Raw genomic sequence first — 20,140 nt, 5'->3', positions numbered from 1 at the left:
TTTCAAAATTCTTTATATGTTTATAGTGAAATTTCTACCAAATACATATCTATAGCGCTAATGGACACCTATATTCTAGGAACAGGCCTATCACATGATGGGTCAACAGTTTTACTGAAAAACGGCAAAATATTGGTTGCCATTGAAAAGGAAAGGCTCAGCAGGATCAAACATGATGGAGGTAATGATTTTGATACGGTCAAATACTGCCTAGATTTTGCGGGGATTAGCGCCAATGATTTAACATTAATTGTACAAGCTTCAAATTTCGAAAACCATATTCTGCCAAACCAATATGCCGGGCAAAGGTACTTTGAAAAGGATATTCAGACACCCGTAATTACCTTGTCCCATCACCTGGCCCACGCCTGGAGTGCTGTAGGGATGTCTTCGTTTACATCATGCAACGTAATGGTTGTTGACGGCGCTGGCAGCCCTTATAGTCATTGCCTAGACTTAGAAGAAACAACAGTACCCACCTATCCATTTAGCAACGGTATGTATTGTGAGAAAGACAGTTTTTACTTTTTCGATGGCACAAACTTAACGCCTTTATTCAAAGATTTTTCTGAGGTTAAGTTATTTCAGCAAACCTCTTCCCTAAAATTGCCAACCAACTATCATTCCATAGGCGGCCTTTATCATGCAGCAAGCCAATACTGCTTTGGCAATCTGAATGACGTGGGAAAACTAATGGGTCTGGCACCCTATGGCACGCTAAACGGCAAACCACCACTATTTAAATTGGATAATGGTATGATCGAAGTGCTTTACGAAAATGTTGACCGGCATTTTACCAAACCTTCATCCGGATATGACGCTTTTAAAAATGATTTTAACCATTATGCAGACATGGCACGCTGGGTACAGGATGAAACCGAAAAGGCCATCATTTACCTATTCCAGGAACGGTCTAAACTGCAACCGCACGCTAATTTTGCTTATGCCGGTGGTGTAGCTTTAAATGCTGTGGCGAATTATAAGTTACGCCGTTCGGGCATTGTAAAGAATCTTTATACCCAACCTGCAGCAGGCGATAACGGACTGGCTATTGGCTGTGCCTATTACGGCTGGCACAAGATCCTGGGCCAGCCAAAAAGAAGCGTTCCCGACCATATTTTTTTCGGACGTCAATACTCCGATGATGATATCAGACAAGCCATATTGAATGCCGGCATTACCAACAATGCTGAATTTTCCATCAAACAAACGCCAGATTTTGTAGCGCTTACGGCAGCCGAACTTGCCCGTGGTAAAGTGGTGGGCTGGTTTCAGGGCGGCGCCGAATTCGGGCCAAGGGCATTAGGCCACAGGAGTATACTGGCCGATCCTCGTATCAAGGATATCAAAAACCATATTAACAACAATATCAAGTTCAGGGAAGATTTCAGGCCCTTTGCTCCATCGGTTAGGATTGATGATGCACAGAAATACTTTGTTCATGGGTGGGAAAGCCCTTACATGATATTAATTGACGAAATAAAAGCAGAATGGAAAGATCAGCTGGGTGGGATTGTTCATCAAGACGGCACCTGCCGGGTACAAACGGTAAGCAGTGCTTTTAATCCTGAGTTTTATCAGCTTATCGGCGATTTTGAGGCAGAAACGGGAATTGGTGTTTTATTAAACACCTCACTCAATCGTAAAGGGATGCCTGTAGTGGAAACACCGGCAGAAGCTTTATCGCTTTTTTTATCTGGCTCAATTGATATATTGGTATTAAATAATTTTATAATTTACAAACAATCATGATCTGCTACTCTAAATTAAACCTCAACATTAACATCCATTCGCTGCAAAAAGAATTGAATGACCTCTTAAATGGCAATAAATGGATGCCCCACTACAATACCGCCGATTACACAGGGAACTGGCATGTTTTGCCTTTACGTACGCCAGGAGGAAATGCTGACAATGCCTTTGCCGATCTTTTTAGCCTCAAAAATTTTGAAGATACCGCACTGTTAAATAAACTGCCGGAAACTGCCCGTTTTTTAACAGCACTGGATTGCGAAAAACTTTCCGTTCGCTTATTAAATCTCCGCAGAGGGTCGGTTATTAAGCCGCACCGCGACCTTGAATTGTCTTTCGAGCATGGAGAAGCACGTTTGCATGTCCCTATATTCACTAACCCGCAAGTTGAATTTTATGTGGATGAAGAGCGTATTGTGATGAATGAAGGCGACTGCTGGTACATTAACGCAAATCAAAAACACCATGTAGCAAATCATGGCAGTACAGACCGGATACACCTGGTTATTGACTGTGTAGTAAATGACTGGCTTACCAAACGGATTACCTCCGGTATAAAAAAAACAGTGTTTCTGAAAAAAGATCCGGAAACTGCCAAACAAGTAATTAAAAGCCTGAGACTTGCAAACACGTCCGAGGCAGATGATCTTGCAGATCAAATGGAAAAGGACCTGCAAAACAATTTGTTAACAGCCAAAATGCTCAGTTTTATTTCTGAAATCGGGCTACAATACCAATTAGAACCCATCACTGATGAAACGTTCTTACCGGGGCTTAAACTAAGAGACGGTACATTGATTATAGATACCGAAAAACTATTGTATCCGGGCGATATTTTACACGAAGCGGGGCATCTGGCCTGTATGCCAGCTGAAATACGCATGGAGATGAGCGATTCGCTGCCGAATAATGACCTCAACAATGGTGGTGAAATGATGGCTATTGCCTGGTCGTACGCGGCATGTATACACCTGGATATCGATCCCCTTATCATCTTCCACGATAAAGGATATAAAGGTGGGGGCCAGAATCTTGTGGATAACTTTAAGAAAGGCAATTTTTTCGGTGTGCCATTGTTACAATGGAATGGGATGACTTATCCTTCAGGACACGAAAACAACCTGTCCTTTCCACAAATGATCAGCTGGACCTGTAAACAAAATATGTACATCAACCATACTGAAGAAAAATAAAAATGACATCAGATTTTATTTTACCACCATCAACAGAAACCAGCGCTTTGGGCCTGATGCATCTAAAACGGTTTTGGAAAAAGATCATGCTCAGAAGATCGGGCGAGTTTGATGAAGAACAGTGGAAAAACGAATGGCAGCTGGATAAAACCCTGCTAAGCGTACTAGGGCTTGGCCTTGAACAAACACTCCAATATGTTTTCCTGTACGCCCCTGCATTTGAAGAGTTTGAACACTGGATTGTGAATATCGCTGGTATGCCTACAGGCGAACAGGTTGATAAATTTAATAGCATATTTGATGAAATGCCAGATATGGGTAAACCCATACTTTCAGTTCTAACTGCTGAGGAGCTGGCATTTTGGGAAGAAAACGGCTATCTGATTCTTAAAAATGCTGTTCCGAAGGAAGATTGCCAAGCCACCGTTGATGTAATATGTGATTTTTTGAACATCAAACTCGATGATATTAACACCTGGTATGGCGATCATAATTCGAGGCAGGGTATTATGGTACAACTCTTTCAACACCCATTATTACAGAAAAATAGGCAAACAGCGCGTATCAGGATGGCTTATGAACAACTATGGCAACGTAGCGATGTTTGGGTAACTACTGACCGCGTTGGTTTTAATCCCCCTGAAACGGAAACATGGAAATTTCCGGGGCCTGACCTGCATTGGGATTGCAGCCTTGAGCTGCCTATTCCATTTAATCTGCAAGGCTTACTCTACCTTGCCGATACGGCGCCAAATCAGGGAGCCTTTACGTTGGTTCCAGGATTCCATAACCGCATTTCAGCATGGCTTCATTCCCTTCCTAATGGTACAAATCCCCGAACAGAGAACTTGCACATGCTGGGCAGTTTACCTATTGCTGCCCAGGCGGGAGATTTTATCATCTGGCATCAGGCTTTACCGCATGGCAGCAGTCCCAACACCTCATCAAAGCCGCGCTTTGTACAATATATCAACTATCAGCCCGCAGATTTTACTGCTCAGAAGAAATGGATGTAGGTCATAATCACCTGTTGTAAAACTTTATCAGCTGTAAAAATTTTTGATTAAACTTTCAGATAATTTTATACTTCAGTTTGCTGATTAATAAAAAGGAAAAAGCTATATTTGAGTTAACCTGTTTATAAACAATATGATAATACCATGTAGCAGTTTAAAAACAGGCCGTTAATGCTCTCATCAATCTCAATTTAACCACGGTCAGCAGTGGGTTATACATGAATGCATTGACATATAGATAGTGAAGTTAAAAACTAATTATATCTACATATGGCAATTTTCAATTCTGCATTTAAAATTACAATGGGTAACGAAGGCGGTTATGCCAATAACCCAAATGACAGCGGTGGTGAAACCTACGCCGGTATCGCAAGAAATTTCTGGCCTAACTGGGGTGGTTGGCCCGCGGTAGACCAGGCTGTTTCAACACATCCTAAAAACATAAATGCCACACTTGCTGCCGATAGTGCAGTACAGGCCGAAGTGCAATCATTTTACAAACAGAATTTCTGGGATGTGATCAGTCTGGACAACTTAAACAGCCAACAGCTAGCCAACCAGCTCTTTGATACGGCTGTAAATATGGGTACTGGTATCGCTTCCCGTTTTTTGCAGCAGGCCGTAAATAATATTACACCTGGCAAACTTGTAGTAGATGGCATAGTTGGGCCACAAACCATTGCGGCTGCCAACGGTATGCCGCTGGAAGCGCTGTATAACCAGGTTATTGCGCTTCGGAAACAGCGATATTTAAACATTATTAAACAAAACCCTTCCCAGGCGCAGTTTCAGAACTCCTGGTTCAGTCGTTTAACGCCATTTAATCCATCATTACCATAACTCATCCATTATGAAAAAGAGCAGTTTAATAATGATGTTAGCATTAGTTGTTACAGGGATTGCAACAGGATGCAAAGGAAACGCACAAACTTATGATCTTCATAAAACATTGGCACTGGTTATCATCATTGGGATTATCACCGCATTTTTTGCTTTGGCCATGTTCACCAACATGCTTCGTGATGATGTAAATGATCCGGATGCGTTTAATGCCAATGCCGCGAAAATAAAACAGCAGAAACGGCTGCTGATGTTTAAAAGTAACAATCCCTTTAGCCTGTCTCGTGTTCAATTAGGGGTTTGGACAGTGGTGATCTCCTGCAGTTATATTTATTTGCAACTTTGTATGGCCAACTGTAACGACACAGGATTAAATGAAACCGCGTTGGTGTTAATGGGAATAAGCGCCGCTGTAACTGCAGGTGGCTCCATAATTGATAAACGGGAAATACAAGATGGCCGTTTTCGCCATCAGAACAGCCCTTCTGAAGGCTTTTTTGTAGATATTCTTTCTGATGATAATGGCATCAGCGTACATCGTTTTCAAAAAGTTGTATGGACTTGCATTGCTGTTATTATTTTTCTCAATAAAGTATACAGCATTAAAACAGGATGTGCCTTACCTGAACTTAGCCAGACACTTTTATGGCTTACCGGCATAAGCAGCGCTGCCTATTTGGTTTTAAAAACCCAGGAAAATGCTCCCTCAATTGATTCTGCTGCAGCAAATAATCCATCACCAGGTATTTTGCCAGGACAACAGCAGGCTGCTCCTTCGATTTCACAGGTAAATCCGGCGGTAACTAATCCCATACCGCAGCCAACAAACACGCCTCCTGCAAACGATACATCATCGTATCAAAACTCGGGAGCGGCATCGGAGGACACAAATCCATCATCGTAAAATGATCGTAATGAACCCTATTCTTAGCAAGTTTAATTTTAAAAGCGCCGGCAGAAAGTATATCTGCCGGTATTTCAATCTTTAAATGGTATAGGTAAAGCCAGGATGATCAGACATGATGTATTCAAATTTCACGGCTTTACCCTCATGTTGGTTTTCTAACTTACATACAGCCAATGGCATGGTTAAGCTACAATTGTAGGTAGTTAGCATTTCTTCGCCAAATACGGTTATTTCCGTAAATAACTCAAGCCGGTTATGGGTTTCAGAAGCAGGTATATGTATAATAATAGGCTGCGGAAGCTTAAATTGACGGCTGGCAAGATATACCAATCCTGCTTTTATCCTTTTAGGTTGATAATCAGGGATTGTAAAATAGCGATATTCTTCTTCCCACCGCGTTAATACGGCCTCAATAGAAATCTTTTCCGGAATAAATATAGCCTCTGGACGCATTTGTGGTATTAAATTGTTCATAATGGCCAGTTGTGGCTCCTTACGCAACGCATTTAACATGGTTTCAGAAATCACCATATCAATACGGATGGCATCAGGAAATGTGTAAATAGTTGCATCAGCGCAAACATAGTCGATTACGTAATCAGACAGGCCTAATTGCTCGTAAAGCACTTTTGCAGCATCCAACGAATCTGTATTGATGTCCAGTAAAATGAAGTTGATCTGCGCCGAGGTAAATTTTGAGGTTAAAGGTGTAAGCAACGTGGCATAAGGGCCGCAACCGGCATACAATATATTTATAGTTTGCCCGGGCATTGTATTTAATAAATGATTAACTGCCTGATGAATGCCCCTGATAAATTTAAGGGTACGTTCTAATTCTTTAAGGCAATGCGCAGCTTTAATGGTTGAAACAGCAGTGCCAAAGGCTAATTTTATATCCTGATCTGTAATGTTGCCTGCCTTAACTCCGGTTACGCCGGCAAACAGCAAATGGAGTTGTTCAATTGCATTTTTAATGTGCAGATAGTCATTGTCGAAAAGTAAGGTATGCGTAGCTGCCGAAAGGCTTTCATTGCGCTGTTGAGTCGTTAATTCCATGTTTATTTCTGATATCTAGTGCTGAAAAATTGATGCTAAACTAAAAGTATAAAGCTAGTTGGTATGATGATCTGATCATCAATCTATTTAGGTCTGTAGTAACGAGGTTTTTAATTAATGATATAATCTTCAAATTTGGTATAGTGTTTATTGCCATAAAAATCGACCATACAAAACCCTACCTGATAATTTCCTTTTGGCATGGTTGAAAGTTTGACGTCTAAAGCTAAAGGATCAGCGATAAGCAGTTTACCCAATGTGATACTCATTGATCCATCAATACTATTCTGACCCAGAAAAGTAATTTCATCATACGCCTGCAGGCTCTTAATTTTATCTGTAATCCCTTCAGCAGAAATCTCCCGATATCCGGTTACTTTAGCCAGATTCTTTCCTCCAACATTAAAATACTTTATTACCAGCTCTGCTTGTTTTCCATTCAAAAGTACAGGCACATTATATGATATCCCCGATTGGTTGGAGAGTCCCATAAATGCACAGACGTTGATATCGTTGATACTGATCCACCTGGCGTCCCATTTTTTATTCCCGCCATACAGGGTGATGTATCCGCGGTCATCTACATTAGTATCGTACGCATCCAATCCGTACGACACCAACGTACTGCCTCCCGTTAACCTTCTGATATTTAAATAAATCTTATTGGTGTTAACCAACATGGCTGCATTTAGCTTTCTTCCGGAATCTTTAACAAAAACGCTATCCGCATCTCCTCCAATCAGTTCGGCTACATAATTTTCGATAAATTTTTCAAATTCTATATTGAATGGTGTTAGCAGATAATCTTTTAGTTGACTGGCGGTTTTTCTGTTATAATAAGGAAAATACACCGAAAGACCTGAAATGGCGTCTTTATCTAAGTTTTTTGAATAAACATTGCACACAACTGCATCTTTCAGCTTTTTCTCAAAATCGCCAAACAATGTGTCAGTGCTTTTCGCTGCTATTTTAAAAAAGCTGGAAATATCAATCATATCTTCAGCCGCGAACGAAAAAGAAGGTAATCCGAATGATTTGGACCTGGCCCTGTCATTGGATTTCTGTTTAAAAGCTTCTTTAGCCGGATAGGTTGAATTCAGATTTGCAGAAATTTTACTGATCAGGTTTCCTACACTTGCATTTAAAGCAGCTACTTTATCAAGCGCGATTACTGATAAGGTTGCTTGCAAATAAGGTTGATACGAATAGGCATCAATATATGATTTTGCAATTCCCTCCAGAAGATCAACTGTTTTTAGGTTTGGTTGAGTAGATAAGGTGTTGATGATATATTCATAATTCCAGCCATTGCCTGGTTCAAGTTCCTGAGAAGCTATCATATAATCAGCATAAGGTGCAAATACAGTGGCGGTTTCGATAGTTGCCATTAAACAGGCATCAAAACCTATAAAATCCAGATCCAAATCATTTTGGCTACGTTTCAAATCTGCGAAAGCCTCTCCCATTTCATGCAGGGAAAGAGAAATATCTTCAGGAAATAATTCATCGTAACCAAAACCATGCACACTGCCTCTTCCATGATTCCAAAAAATCAGCCCATATCTTTCTGCCGGGAAGTTCTCTTTACTAAAAGAAATAAAATCAACCAAGGTTGATGGATCTCCTATACTTTTGTTTGCTGTTACTTTTACTTTTTCAAACCCCTCTTTGGTCACCTTACTATAAGTAAGGCTATCGCCGGAGATCTGCTCAGAAAAATGCCACTTTTTAGTCCCACCATGCAAAATCACCGTTGCAAAATTATCCTCAGTGCTTTTATAGGAACGGATAATCTCATTAATGTCTTCACTGGCCAATTCATGCTTGCTTTCCAGGTCTGAACCATTCATATAGATCAGCAGTACAAAACTGCGTTTAGGCTCCAGGTTTTGGCCATGGCTGGTAACGGCGTAAAATACCAGTGCAGCCAGTATGAACAGTATACGGACATTTGTTTTAATAAGGCCCATTATCTTCTCGGGTTAACTTGTGGAGGGTTTCTAAATTGATAAATGGCTGCGGCAACAGATTCTTTAAATTCCTCGCTATATTCATTCGTATTATCCGGGAAGGTTTTTTTCAGCAATTCTGACAATCCATCTGCATAATTCTCATTGGCCTGATCGATGTCAAAATCGCTACTGGCCTTAAATGATCTTTTAACCTCGTTATTATCTTCAACAACATTTTCTACCCTTGAAAACAAAGAACGTCTTTCGCTCCTCAAACTTCTTGCAACTGTTTTCTGATTATTGATATCCCTAACAAGATTCAGAAGATCGGTCATTTGCTGATCCGCTTCATTAGAAATATTGGCTCTCACCTGGTTTTCCCGTACCAATGTAATCACCTCATCCAATGAATTTACAAACTCATCGTCAAAGGCTTCCACACACTCGCGCTGGATCACGTCATTTTTGATTTTTACTTCTTCCATTTCGCATATGTTTTGTTGCCAGTCGTCGGGTTGTTTTTCATACTCGGTCAGGTATTTCTTATTCGATTCGACCAGAAAATCTTCTATCATTTCATGAAATTCGAGCAAGTCATAATAGTCCTTTTTATTTTGGGCAATGCTTTGCAGCTTAGGTGTTAACATATGATAATCCGTTTCTGAACTTAAAGTTCTGAAAATGCCGTTATTGATATTTGAGGTCACTTCTTTCGTTTTAGCAGATAGTTTATCCTTTACAAAACCGGTAATCAAAGCACCCATATCATTCATTGCTTTATCGATATCCAACGAGCCTTTTAATGTGATATCATTTCCAAAAACGGTCAATTCAAGTTCAGCTTCTATTTTTTTGGCATCAGGGGTAAATTCCATGCCCAATGCAAAAGATTTGATCCAAAATAACCTGGTAATGGCGCCTAAAATATTAGCTACCGCTTCCAAAGCTCCTGATGCAATTTTACCGCCAAGCGTTAAAGCTGCCTTCGCTATCTCTAAAGCACCATACGCTACTCCGATAGCCACATTTACACCTACTTTTAGGGTTTCATAGTATAAAATCTGAGCTGAATAATAAATTTTTTCATCCACCCGCCACCAAGAAGCATCTGCTCTTCTATTACCATAATCTCTGATGTAATTGTTATACTCATTTATTGTATTATTCAGATTTAAGATCTGCTGTTGGGCTTCAGTCAATTTTCGGTTTGCATTTTCTATAGAATTTTGCACGGTCCTGGCTGCATCCCGCACTGCATTCTGTGCTTCTTCCAAAAGCTTGATAAATCCACTGGTATCAAACACCACACGCGCATTAAATCCACTGCTCGAAAAATTGGCATAGTTTCCTTCTAAATGAAAAAGGATTTTAAAACCAACATATTGCAGTTCCAGATCAATAAATACCATCCTGTCTTTAAGGAGAATCAGGGCATCCAACTGAAAAATATTTAAGATATTGACATAAGCACTTAAATAAAATTCGAGTTTTTTTGTTGCCCTGTTAACATTTAAATACAATACCGGGCCTTGAGCATCTGCTTTTATCAGCGCGCTCGCCAGCCCACCCTTTACAGGTTCCATAGGCATTGTTTTTCGGGACCTCGTCAATTCAAATATTCCCTTGATATCAATCTTTGAAATTTCAATCAATGCTAAAATAGCGTTACCAGGTTCGATCAGGAAAAGTCCTCTTGCCTTTACATTAAAGATTTCGATGGTACCACAGAGAAAAAAGCCCACATTCATCTGGTAATTTCCAATTACGGTAGGCTGAGTACATATAAACAGCTGGCAGTTTAGAGATATGGCTCCCGAGGTATCAACCCGGTAATGGCGCATGGTTGAGGTATCGGTAACGATGCATTGGTGGTTGCCTCCTAAATCAGAAACCTGAAGATTTTCAACGGCAGGTATGGCGAGTTCAGTTGGCAGGCTTGAATTGAAGTTCTTTAAAATCTCCGCTTTATCGGTATTATCCGGATGAGATGGGTATGTCCATTGGGACATTTTAGCGTTATTGATTTCAAAATCAGCCAAGGCTACCACATCGAGGAACTCTATTCCAGGAAAATCAACTTCCGCAATATCAACAATAATATCCTTTAGGGAAGTCCTGCCCTTGGTAGAGGTAATTGCAGCGGTAATTAATCCAATATTAGCCTGGCTCACAATAAACCCTGCAAAAATGGATATATTATTGGTTGTTACCCTACCAGTCATGCCGAAAGTAACACCAGTTGCCCCAACGCCAATCATCAAACCTAAATCGCTCAGGCTAATCTTATTGTTTATCGGTATTTTATAGCTTGAAGAGGCAGACAGGTTAAAGGAAGAAACGGACAGGCTTCCGGCAAGAACAAAGGTTAACACATCTTCTTCCAATGGAAAATTGAGCTTCCCTCCTGCCGCTAAGTAGAATCCATTATGCTGTTTAATGCCGAAATACAAATTTTCAATTTCATAACCTTCTTTTTTGATATCGGAACTGATCAGCATTGCTTCAAATGCTGAAGCGTTTAACGCCGTTCCTATGATCAGATCAATATGATCCAGACCTGTTAATTGATAAAGTCCCTTTCCAAATGCACTATCACTATTTTTCAGATCAAACAATGAGTTAGCAACCAACTGCTGGCTAAAGCGGTCTGACATGACCATATCGGGAAAATGACCTGATGCGGTTCGCCTCAAATACTGGTTAATTGCATCGGAGGTTTTGTTCCTGACGATTAGCGCTACTTTTTTTATACTAAAAAAAGTCATTGTATCATAAATGAACTGCTCCAATGCATTGCCATTCCGAAAAAAACCGGTATCTATACTTAAAGCCAACTGTTTAGCATCGGTTAGCACCACTACGTTGGCATAAAGAAAAGCTTTATCACCTGCCACATCTTTATCGTAATGAATCACCACAGACCAGACACCTGCAGCTTTCAGCACCTGTGCTTTAAAGGTCCCGGATAAGCTATTAAATAACGTAAATTGGTCAACCAGCCCATCCACACCTAACTCATTGTTATTCAACAAATCTTTGATTTTAGCGCGACTGGTGTCAAGCTCTCCAAAAATCAATTTTTCATTGTTATTTACCATGATGGTTACTGAGGCATCTAACTCAAAAATCTTCCCGGTTGCCGAAAAAGCGATATTGGTCTGGTTGCTCATTTGAAATCAAAAATTATGCTTTGGCAGCGCTGCTTAATCTAAACTATCCTAAATCGCTGGTTATTCTCCTTTGACCAGTTGTTTTTCAGGTACATTGAGCTTACTAACTAAATTTTCAATGGTATCTAAATTTAGCTGCTTCAATACGACATTCTTTTTCGTATTCCAGATTTTAAAAGCCAACTTCTCAATTGTTACGAATCCTAAATCAGGAACGGCATCTCCAAAATCTACCTCAATGGCAAAAGCATATTCCTTCACATTTCCTTTTACATAAATGTAAGCGGTTTTCAAGCTAAATTTCAAGTTATCTAACTTAAACTTAGATTCAGGCTTATCAGCACTTAATGCTTGAAGATCAGATTTTATCTTTTCTGTATCTACACTATCACTAAAGGCAGTTGTTAAATCTTGCATCATTTCTCCTAAGGTAGCGCTACCTACTTCCTCCAAATTTGTTGGCATCAAAAGAAAAGAAGAATCGTTCCCGGCTTTTTCATAAACTGCTACTAATTTGGTTTTAAGTAATTGGAACTGTACGCCCAACTGAAGATTCATGTTACTCATTTTTTTAAGTTCTTATTTTTCCTACTCCTCTGGCTTTTCGGATGATGCCCCGTTTGCTTGGTGGTCTCTGGACTCCACTTAGTCTTTATAAGATGATTAGCCAGTCGAATACAGATTGCTCAGCAATTTATCATCAATCGGCAATGGTTTCAAAAATCGACTTAGTTAAAAACGGTGATATGAGCCTACACAAGCTGGCTTATTATTTGATTTGTCTCTGGCATTTTTTGCCAAAGCCCGCATTAAGGTTATTATTGTTTGCATATCAACTATATTTGGTCGTTAAATCCATTTTTAGGCACAAAAAATATCAGCCCATTTATGGCGAATAGAAAATGGCCTTGTGCAATACAGTTGCAACGAGAAAGAGTTGTGATCTGAGAGCGTTGCGTATCCGGATTGTTTCTTCAAAATTATTGTTAGATAATTCTGAACAGTTATTGCATCTTAAAGATAACTGCTTTACGAATATAATATTTTTATTATTTTAAGTAAAACTCTATGAAGAAAAAATATTAAGATGGTATCTGGAGTAGAAGATGGCAATAAAAGCCTTAATATGCGTGGAAATTGTTTTTACTCAGTAATTCCTAAAAGTGCATAAGGCAAAATGATTGGAACATTTTGCCTTAATTATGCTTATTCTGGCCTATTCAAACCAGTTGTAACAGCGTGTTGATACGAGCTATTTTGCATTTATTACCTGCCTTTTATAAGACCAGAAAAAAACTATTGGAAAAATAAACAGGTTAAAAAAGGTGTTGGTAATCAGTCCGCCTATTACCACTATAGCCAATGGCTTGGATGCCTCTGATCCTATGCCTGATGAAACAGCTGCAGGCAATAAACCAATGGCAGCCATCATTGCTGTCATCACTACCGAACGGAGGCGATCGCCCATCGCATCACGTAAAGCATCGGTGAATGTCGTGTGAGGATTTGATTTTAACTCGACCATGTTGCTTTTAAATTTGGTTAAGAGGATTACACCGTTTTGGATACAGATACCAAACAAGGCGATAAATCCAATTCCAGCAGAAATACTGAAATTGACCTGTGTGAATAAAAGCGCCAATATACCTCCGGTAATGGCAAACGGCACATTGTTCAGCACCAACAGGGAATCTTTGATGGATCCAAAAAGAACAAATAAAATCAGAAAAATTGCCAGCAGACAAATGGGAACCACCAGTTGCAGGCGGGCTGTAGCACGCTTCTGGTTTTCAAAATCGCCTGCCCATTCTAAAAAGAAACCTTTATCCATCTTTACATTTTCCTTAATTTTTTGTTGTGCTTCAGCAATGGTACTTCCCATGTCGCGTCCCCTGATAGAAAATTTGATAGCACCATATCGCATTCCGTTGTCGCGATAAATAATACTTGGACCGATCTTTTTTTCAATTGTTGCGATTTCCCTTAACGGAATTTTTGTCCCTGAAAGTGTGGGTACTCTTAAATCTCCGATAGCATCGCTACTGTTCCTGAAACTTTCAGGATAACGGATCCTCAAGTCAAACTTACGTTCGCCTTCATAAATCTGCGTAGCAGACTGGCCGCCTATGGCCATTTGTATAACGGCATTGGCATCCGCCGTAGTTACGCCAAAAAGAGCCATTTTAGCCTGATCTGGTTTGATCAGTAACTCGGGTTGACCGAGATTATATAAAATAGCCAGATCATCAACTCCTTTAATTCCTTTCATAATCTGATAAATCTTTTTCTCTTTTTCTTCGGTAACCTTAAGATCTTGCCCGAACGTTTTAATTACAATGGAACCTTTTACCCCCGAAACCTCTTCAGCTACATTATCGGATATGGGCTGCGAAAAATTCAAATCTATGCCCGGAAATACTTTGAGGCGTTCATTCATCATCCCAATAAGTTCATCTTTACTGATTTTTCTTGCCCATTCATTTTTTGGAAATAGATCAACCAAAAACTCCTGGTTGTAAAACCCCGTGGCATCACTTCCCCATCGGGCCTGCCGGTTTGAGAAATTACCTGTTTCACTTCAGGAAATGTTAAAAAAACCTTTCTCATCTGATCGGATAACTTAACCGATTCTGTTAAAGAAGTACTTAAAGGACCTGTTGCCCGCACATAAATAGATCCTTCATTGAGTTGTGGCAAAAACTCCGATCCAACAAACTTGAAGCAGGCAAGACCAGCAAACATTACAGCCATGGCAGTAAAAAAACTTGCCCTTTTGTGTCTAAAACACACATCAAATGCAGCAATACAGTTACGGCTGAGCCAAACGATAAACAAATTGTGTTTTTCGCGCACATTCCTTTTTAATAAAAAACTTGCCAATACCGGTACCACGGTAAAAGTTAGCAACAAGGCACCGAGCAAAGCAAAACCTAAAGTCCAGGCCAAAGGAGAAAACATTTTTCCTTCTACTTTCTGGAAGCTGAAGATTGGCAGCAAACCTGCGATGATAATCATTTTGGCAAAGAAAATTCCTTTACCATTTACCAGGCATGCTTTTTTGATCAGACTAAGTTTACTTAACCTGTTAAATTTTTCCATGCCAATTTCTTTCACCTTATGGTCGAGCACCACAAAAATACCCTCCATCATCACCACTGCCCCATCAATGATAATCCCAAAATCAATTGCTCCCATAGAAAGCAGGTTTGCCGGCATACCTTTTAACTTTAGGCAGATAAAAGCAAAAAGAAGAGCTAATGGAATCACTACCGCAACAATTACTGTTGTTCTCCAGTCGGCCATGAACAAAAATACCACCAGGGTAACCAATACAATCCCCTCCATCATATTATGAAGTACAGTATTTGTAGCATAGCTGATCAATACTTCTCTGTCGTAGAAGGTTTTTATCTTTACATCATCAGGTAAAATATCTTGATTAAGTTTATTGATGGTAACCTTTAATTTCTCAATTACTTCACTTGGATTTTCCCCTTTACGCATCTGAACTATCCCTTCAACTGCGTCAGGATCTGTATCTCGTCCTACCTGACCAAGCCTCGGCAGTGATGATTCGGTTACCTCTCCAATATTTTTGACATAAACAGGAAGTCCCTTAATATGGGTAATGATGATATTTTTGATTTCATCAATATTGTTCAAAAGTCCGATACCCCTGACCACAAAGGCCTGTCCGTTCTGTTCAATCACATCACCACCTACATTCATGTTACTTTTAGAAACCGCAGAGAATATTTCTACCGGCGTTACCCCAAATTCCAACGCCTTTTTCGGGTCAACCGTAATTTGATAGGTTTTGGTTTCGCCACCAAAACTACTTACATCAGCCACCCCGGGAACGGCCCTGATTTCTTTTTCAACCACCCACTGTTGGATGGTTTTCAATTCTTTTACCGATTTTTTATTGCTGGTGAGTGTAAATCTAAAAATTTCGCCAGTGGGGCCGTAGGGAGGTTGTATAACAGGACTTATACCCTCAGGAAGGCTGGCCATAGCAAGGAGATTATTTGCTTGCATCCGGGCAAATGCATAATCAACCCCGTCCATAAAACTGATTTTGATTACCGATAGCCCAAATAGAGACGACGATCTGATCGTCATTTTTTTCTCAGCAGGATTCATTGCAATTTCTATGGGCCTGGTAATGAACTTTTCTACCTCTTCAGCACTTCTGCCAGGCCATTGGGTAATAATGGTAACGGTGGTATTGGTTACGTCCGGAAATGCGTCGATCGGGGTATTTTTAAAACTGATATAACCTGCAACCGTTAAAAGAAAAGTAAGTAAAAAGATAAAAAACCTATTTTTCAGGGAAAAAGTAAGGACAGATTTGATGAATTTATTCACAAGATGAATTGATAAGGTTTAACTTAATTTTTAAGGGATTGGTATAGGTAAACTTGTCTGGAGGCGATGACCCGGTCACCTGCATTTAGGCCTTTGCTGATAAAAACGAGGTCTTCCATCCGTCTGGCCAACTCTACCTCCTGAATGCGTACATGCGCTTTTTTATCCAATACCAAAACAAAATTCTTGTCTTTATCAAAAACCAGGCAACGGCTATTCACAAAGGGCAGGTGATCGACTGAATGCCCGGTTACTTTTATATTTGCAAACATTCCTGGTTTTAGCGCGAAATCTGTATTTCTGATTTTCACTCTTGCCCGCATCACCCGGTTATCCTGATCAAGAATGTCATATATTTTATCAATTCTACCCTCAAAATTTCTATCCGGATAAGCAATGGTAGAAATGCTGACCGCATCTCCGGTTTTTATTTTCGAAACATCAGATTCATAAATATTTAAAATTGCCCAAACGGTAGAAAGATCTGCCACTGTAAACAGGTTTTGTCCGTTATCTGTGCGTACCTGCATATTGCTGGTCACATTTTTTTCAATTACAAATCCGGAGATCGGCGCTCTCAACTCGTATGCTAATTTGGAATTACCTTTATTAATGCCCATGACTACCCTGCTTCTTTGGGTTTCGGCTTTTGCTTTTTGATATTCTCCCTTGGCCGCTTCCAGATCCTTTTGAGAGGCAAGACCACTTTTGTAAAGGTCTTCTGCCACTTCCAATGCCCGGCGGCTATTTCTCAATTCTGTTTCGGAAGTCATGGCATCTTTAGCAAAACCTGCCATTTCGGGGCTTTTTAATGTGGTAAGCAATTGTCCCTTTTTTACGGCATCACCCTGCTGAATATTAACATTTCCGGCTATACCGCTAACCAGCGGAAAAATTTTGATCATTTTACTTTCGTCTGCCTGAATTTTACCACTCAAATTAACTAAAGTACTTTGAGATGCAGTTTTAACGGTATCGACCAAAAGTTCCCTAAGCAGTTCGCTTGTAACAGTGAACTTTTCTTTTTTTTGATTGGTTCTCCCAGACGTACGGCTACAACCTGATGAGCAGACAGTAAGACAAGCGCACATACCTATTATTAGATATGTGTTTAAAAATTGATTGTTCATGATAAGGAGTTTAAGGGTTAAAGAATTGACTTGCAGTTAAGAAATTGAGCTTTTCCAAAGTCATTATTCTTTGGAGCTGGAGATTATTCATTTGGATCACATTCATTTTAAATGAGGTATACAGGTCTAAGAACTCGACAAGGCTGATATTTCGTTTTTCATAGTTTTTATATACCTCAATAATCAGTTGCCTATAATTATCTCTGAATTTTGGATCAAATGTTCGATATACTTTTTCAAGTTTGACCGCATCTTCATAACCTGCTGCCAATTCATTCTGTACTGTATTCTGCTGGTCCTGCATTAAAACCTTACTTTGATCCAACATTACACGGGCCAACCTGATGTTGCCCTGGTTCCTATTGAAAATGGGCAAAGGAATGGAGATACCTCCTGAAATATATTTAAGTCCGTATCCGGCTTTTTTATCATAATTGAGTGAAAGCGTGAGATCAGGATAAGCCATAGCTTTTTGAAGTTTCAGGTTAGCTATATGATAATTGATGTTGGATTTTGCTATTTTCAAATCCTGCCTGTTTAAAAGTGCCGAATCCAAGAAAGCCTGGAATGGTATTTTGGAAACATCATTCCCATTGGCCGCCATAGGTGAGAAAGCTGGCTTCACCACGATTTTTCCATCTTCACCAATAAGATGACTGAGCTCTGCCTGAAGTTCATGCGTTTGTGTGATCAATGCAACCTGCTCACTCTGGATGGAATATACCAGTGACTGTATCCTGAGTACCTCTTTCTGAGAAATATTACCCTTTCGGTTTAGTAATTGGAAGGCCTGTAGTGTTTTTTGTAACGAAGCGATCTCCTGCTGATATAAATTAAGGGATTCTTGTAAAAAATAGAGGTTATAAAAACTACTCCTTAAACTGAATTTTAATGTTCTTACCAGATCAAAAAACTCATATCTGGCATTTTCTGCCGTTACTTGAGCCAGCTGAAGGGCTTTATTACGCTTTCCGGCAGTTAAGATTAATTGGGAGATCCCATAAGTTTGCTGACTAAAAACATTCGTATCCCGACTTTTGGTATATAGCCCCTGGCCAAAGGAGAACACCGGATTCGGAAATAATTTTGACGTTATGATTTCTGCATTGGCCCTGTCGATATGATAGTATTGCGCAATCAGTTTCAGGTTATGACTTAGAAACCTGGCTTCTATTTGTGGAAGGGATAAACTCACGGTATCCCTGTTTTGGGCATGCAGCCCGAGGGTTGATAAACAAATCAAACAAGCAGTTAAATACCTGCATAAATTGATTTTTTGGAAACGAAGTATACACATTGGGTACGTTTGGATATTTTGAATTTGACTCTAAGACACCAGATCTGAAAAATAGTCCCAACACAATTTTTCATTGAAAAGCAGATCAGAAAAGGATCCTACCAGCACACAAAAGATTAAAGCTTATCGTAAAAATGCCCAAGGAATCTGATCGGATATAGCCACCAGGATTTTGCTTAGAAAAAATTTCAAAAAACCATTAGGACTTTAAAAAGAATGGACGGTCTTAAAGGTAAGTCCACCTAATAACACGGACTTCATTTACACATCATAAGGTTCAGCATGAAAACACCAATTAAATTCAAGCATATTGCTGCCATCGGAATAACCTGCATGACCATAGCCAGCATGAGTGCCTGCAAAAAAAACACACTGCAAAGACCCAATTCATCACGGCAAAAAGAAGCCACCTACCGGATCACTTCGCTGGTGGACGGCAGCATGACTAAAACCGGTTCGAAAGCTAGCGGAAATTTATCGGGGCTATATTCCATCACCAGTAAAAAACTAATATTTGCGCTCTATTTTAAAGAGATTGAACCATCTCTGATCGAATTCAGAAATGAAAAAAATGCTGTTGTAGGTACCGTTAAAAAACCAAAAGCGAAGTATGTTTCTCCTGTTAAGGGTGAAGTAATTTTAGGCGATGTTGATCAGGCATCGCTAATAGGTCAAAAAATCTCAGTACACGTAATCTCTTCCCGATTTCCCAATGGAGAAATAAGCGGTTTGTTATCATTAAAAAACAGTAATTAATTATTATACACTTAAATTAAAACATCATGAAAATCAAATCAATTTTGAAAGGTACCATGTTCACTTTTATGGTAGCAGGCTTGTTAACTTCAACGGTTAATGCACAAACAAAACCAGCTCAAAAATCATTAAAAAAGGATACGACAAAAAGGGAACTTCCGGCAAAAGCCACTAAAAAAGAGGAGAAAAAAGAGCCCCTTGTAGGTAGCAGGCCAGTAATGCATCCAAAACCTGCAAAGAAAAATTAATCTTAAAAGGTGCCAGCGTAAATCTGGCACCTTTTTTTGCTGTTATACTGAGCGCAACGAAAGGTCTTAAATAAAACAGCTATCAATATATTTAAGCAATCTTTTAAGCAAATTGATAACATAAAAGATTACCTGCTCAAAACTTCAGGATTCCTTCTTACAATGGCGAACATTTTTGTTGAACTCTTTCAGCCCGAGCAGTAATTTATTGTATAAAATCAATATTCTTGACAGGTAAATTTCCAGTTGCTAATATTCTTCAAGAGATCGTCATTCCGGACTTGATGGGGAGCCGAAGCATGCTCCTGAATGACGATTAGAAAAGGAAATCTCGCGAATAATTTAATGCAAGTATTTTAAGATTCCCGCATGCGCGAGAATGACGAGCATTCTAGTGAATTCTGACAATGATAGTGAAGCGAAGGATCTGTAATCAGGAAAAATAGCTTCCCAGA

At 39.6% G+C, this 20,140-nt stretch carries 15 protein-coding genes; 7 read left to right on the top strand and 8 right to left on the bottom strand.

Going from position 1 to position 20,140, the window contains the following annotated elements; genetic code table 11:
* Positions 1 to 60 precede the first annotated feature (60 nt).
* The 5 genes from DV942_RS19780 (at position 61) to DV942_RS19760 (ending at position 5,705) form a co-directional block, all read left to right on the top strand.
* The gene (locus DV942_RS19780; protein WP_186462362.1) at positions 61 to 1,752 is read left to right on the top strand and encodes a carbamoyltransferase family protein; all 1,692 of its coding nucleotides are present in this window, start codon (positions 61 to 63) and stop codon (positions 1,750 to 1,752) included.
* Complete coding sequence (locus DV942_RS19775) at positions 1,749 to 2,945, top strand: aspartyl/asparaginyl beta-hydroxylase domain-containing protein (RefSeq protein ID WP_145860409.1); 1,197 nt, start codon at positions 1,749 to 1,751, stop codon at positions 2,943 to 2,945. The genes DV942_RS19780 and DV942_RS19775 overlap by 4 nt, the downstream gene beginning before the upstream one ends.
* Positions 2,946 to 2,947: 2 nt before the next feature.
* Positions 2,948 to 3,961: a phytanoyl-CoA dioxygenase family protein gene (locus DV942_RS19770; protein ID WP_145860405.1), complete on the top strand. Its 1,014-nt coding sequence runs from the start codon at positions 2,948 to 2,950 to the stop codon at positions 3,959 to 3,961.
* A gap of 270 nt (positions 3,962 to 4,231) precedes the next feature.
* The gene (locus DV942_RS19765; protein WP_145860403.1) at positions 4,232 to 4,801 is read left to right on the top strand and encodes a glycoside hydrolase family 108 protein; all 570 of its coding nucleotides are present in this window, start codon (positions 4,232 to 4,234) and stop codon (positions 4,799 to 4,801) included.
* A 31-nt stretch (positions 4,802 to 4,832) separates the two neighbouring features.
* Positions 4,833 to 5,705 carry a hypothetical protein gene (locus tag DV942_RS19760; RefSeq protein WP_145860402.1) on the top strand — a complete coding sequence of 291 codons (873 nt, stop codon included), beginning with the start codon at positions 4,833 to 4,835 and terminating at the stop codon, positions 5,703 to 5,705.
* 81 nt (positions 5,706 to 5,786) lie between these two features.
* On the opposite strand, the gene DV942_RS19755 is transcribed toward DV942_RS19760, so the two are convergent.
* The 8 genes from DV942_RS19755 to DV942_RS19725 all read right to left on the bottom strand — a co-directional run bounded on the left by DV942_RS19755 (position 5,787) and on the right by DV942_RS19725 (position 18,579).
* Positions 5,787 to 6,764, bottom strand: a complete 978-nt coding sequence (locus tag DV942_RS19755) for a methyltransferase domain-containing protein (RefSeq protein ID WP_145860400.1) — start codon at positions 6,762 to 6,764, stop codon at positions 5,787 to 5,789.
* A 110-nt stretch (positions 6,765 to 6,874) separates the two neighbouring features.
* Complete coding sequence (locus tag DV942_RS19750) at positions 6,875 to 8,734, bottom strand: clostripain-related cysteine peptidase (protein WP_145860398.1); 1,860 nt, start codon at positions 8,732 to 8,734, stop codon at positions 6,875 to 6,877.
* Positions 8,734 to 11,886, bottom strand: coding sequence for a hypothetical protein (locus tag DV942_RS19745; protein WP_145860396.1), 3,153 nt, complete (start codon positions 11,884 to 11,886; stop codon positions 8,734 to 8,736). The genes DV942_RS19750 and DV942_RS19745 overlap by 1 nt, the downstream gene beginning before the upstream one ends.
* Before the next feature lie 60 nt (positions 11,887 to 11,946).
* The gene (locus DV942_RS19740) at positions 11,947 to 12,444 is read right to left on the bottom strand and encodes a hypothetical protein (protein ID WP_450091360.1); all 498 of its coding nucleotides are present in this window, start codon (positions 12,442 to 12,444) and stop codon (positions 11,947 to 11,949) included.
* Between the two features lie 694 nt (positions 12,445 to 13,138).
* Positions 13,139 to 14,389 carry an efflux RND transporter permease subunit gene (locus DV942_RS24085; protein WP_342354892.1) on the bottom strand — a complete coding sequence of 417 codons (1,251 nt, stop codon included), beginning with the start codon at positions 14,387 to 14,389 and terminating at the stop codon, positions 13,139 to 13,141.
* On the bottom strand, positions 14,323 to 16,254 hold the full coding sequence (locus DV942_RS24080; RefSeq protein WP_342354891.1) for an efflux RND transporter permease subunit: 1,932 nt from the start codon (positions 16,252 to 16,254) through the stop codon (positions 14,323 to 14,325). Before DV942_RS24080 ends, DV942_RS24085 begins: the two co-directional genes overlap by 67 nt.
* A gap of 23 nt (positions 16,255 to 16,277) precedes the next feature.
* Positions 16,278 to 17,384 carry an efflux RND transporter periplasmic adaptor subunit gene (locus tag DV942_RS19730; protein ID WP_244950751.1) on the bottom strand — a complete coding sequence of 369 codons (1,107 nt, stop codon included), beginning with the start codon at positions 17,382 to 17,384 and terminating at the stop codon, positions 16,278 to 16,280.
* A 10-nt stretch (positions 17,385 to 17,394) separates the two neighbouring features.
* Complete coding sequence (locus DV942_RS19725; RefSeq protein ID WP_186462361.1) at positions 17,395 to 18,579, bottom strand: TolC family protein; 1,185 nt, start codon at positions 18,577 to 18,579, stop codon at positions 17,395 to 17,397.
* 384 nt (positions 18,580 to 18,963) lie between these two features.
* On the opposite strand from DV942_RS19725, the gene DV942_RS19720 reads away from it, so the two are divergent.
* On the top strand, positions 18,964 to 19,437 hold the full coding sequence (locus DV942_RS19720; RefSeq protein ID WP_145860389.1) for a hypothetical protein: 474 nt from the start codon (positions 18,964 to 18,966) through the stop codon (positions 19,435 to 19,437).
* Positions 19,438 to 19,463: 26 nt separating this feature from the next.
* Complete coding sequence (locus tag DV942_RS19715; RefSeq protein ID WP_145860387.1) at positions 19,464 to 19,685, top strand: hypothetical protein; 222 nt, start codon at positions 19,464 to 19,466, stop codon at positions 19,683 to 19,685.
* The last annotated feature ends 455 nt before the right edge of the window (positions 19,686 to 20,140 follow it).

Source organism: Pedobacter suwonensis, assembly GCF_007833675.1.
Taxonomy (GTDB): domain Bacteria; phylum Bacteroidota; class Bacteroidia; order Sphingobacteriales; family Sphingobacteriaceae; genus Pedobacter; species Pedobacter suwonensis.
Note: the sequence above shows the minus strand (reverse complement) of the source record. Positions and strands in the feature narration are given on the sequence as shown.

What these genes read in the sequence shown, in the direction of transcription:
- DV942_RS19780 (WP_186462362.1), top strand. Translation starts at nt 61, where the DNA reads ATGGACACCTATATTCTAGGAACAGGCCTATCACATGATGGGTCAACA.
- DV942_RS19775 (WP_145860409.1), top strand. Translation starts at nt 1,749, where the DNA reads ATGATCTGCTACTCTAAATTAAACCTCAACATTAACATCCATTCGCTG.
- DV942_RS19770 (WP_145860405.1), top strand. Translation starts at nt 2,948, where the DNA reads ATGACATCAGATTTTATTTTACCACCATCAACAGAAACCAGCGCTTTG.
- DV942_RS19765 (WP_145860403.1), top strand. Translation starts at nt 4,232, where the DNA reads ATGGCAATTTTCAATTCTGCATTTAAAATTACAATGGGTAACGAAGGC.
- DV942_RS19760 (WP_145860402.1), top strand. Translation starts at nt 4,833, where the DNA reads ATGATGTTAGCATTAGTTGTTACAGGGATTGCAACAGGATGCAAAGGA.
- DV942_RS19755 (WP_145860400.1), bottom strand. Translation starts at nt 6,764, where the DNA reads ATGGAATTAACGACTCAACAGCGCAATGAAAGCCTTTCGGCAGCTACG.
- DV942_RS19750 (WP_145860398.1), bottom strand. Translation starts at nt 8,734, where the DNA reads ATGGGCCTTATTAAAACAAATGTCCGTATACTGTTCATACTGGCTGCA.
- DV942_RS19745 (WP_145860396.1), bottom strand. Translation starts at nt 11,886, where the DNA reads ATGAGCAACCAGACCAATATCGCTTTTTCGGCAACCGGGAAGATTTTT.
- DV942_RS19740 (WP_450091360.1), bottom strand. Translation starts at nt 12,444, where the DNA reads ATGAATCTTCAGTTGGGCGTACAGTTCCAATTACTTAAAACCAAATTA.
- DV942_RS19730 (WP_244950751.1), bottom strand. Translation starts at nt 17,384, where the DNA reads ATGAACAATCAATTTTTAAACACATATCTAATAATAGGTATGTGCGCT.
- DV942_RS19720 (WP_145860389.1), top strand. Translation starts at nt 18,964, where the DNA reads ATGAAAACACCAATTAAATTCAAGCATATTGCTGCCATCGGAATAACC.
- DV942_RS19715 (WP_145860387.1), top strand. Translation starts at nt 19,464, where the DNA reads ATGAAAATCAAATCAATTTTGAAAGGTACCATGTTCACTTTTATGGTA.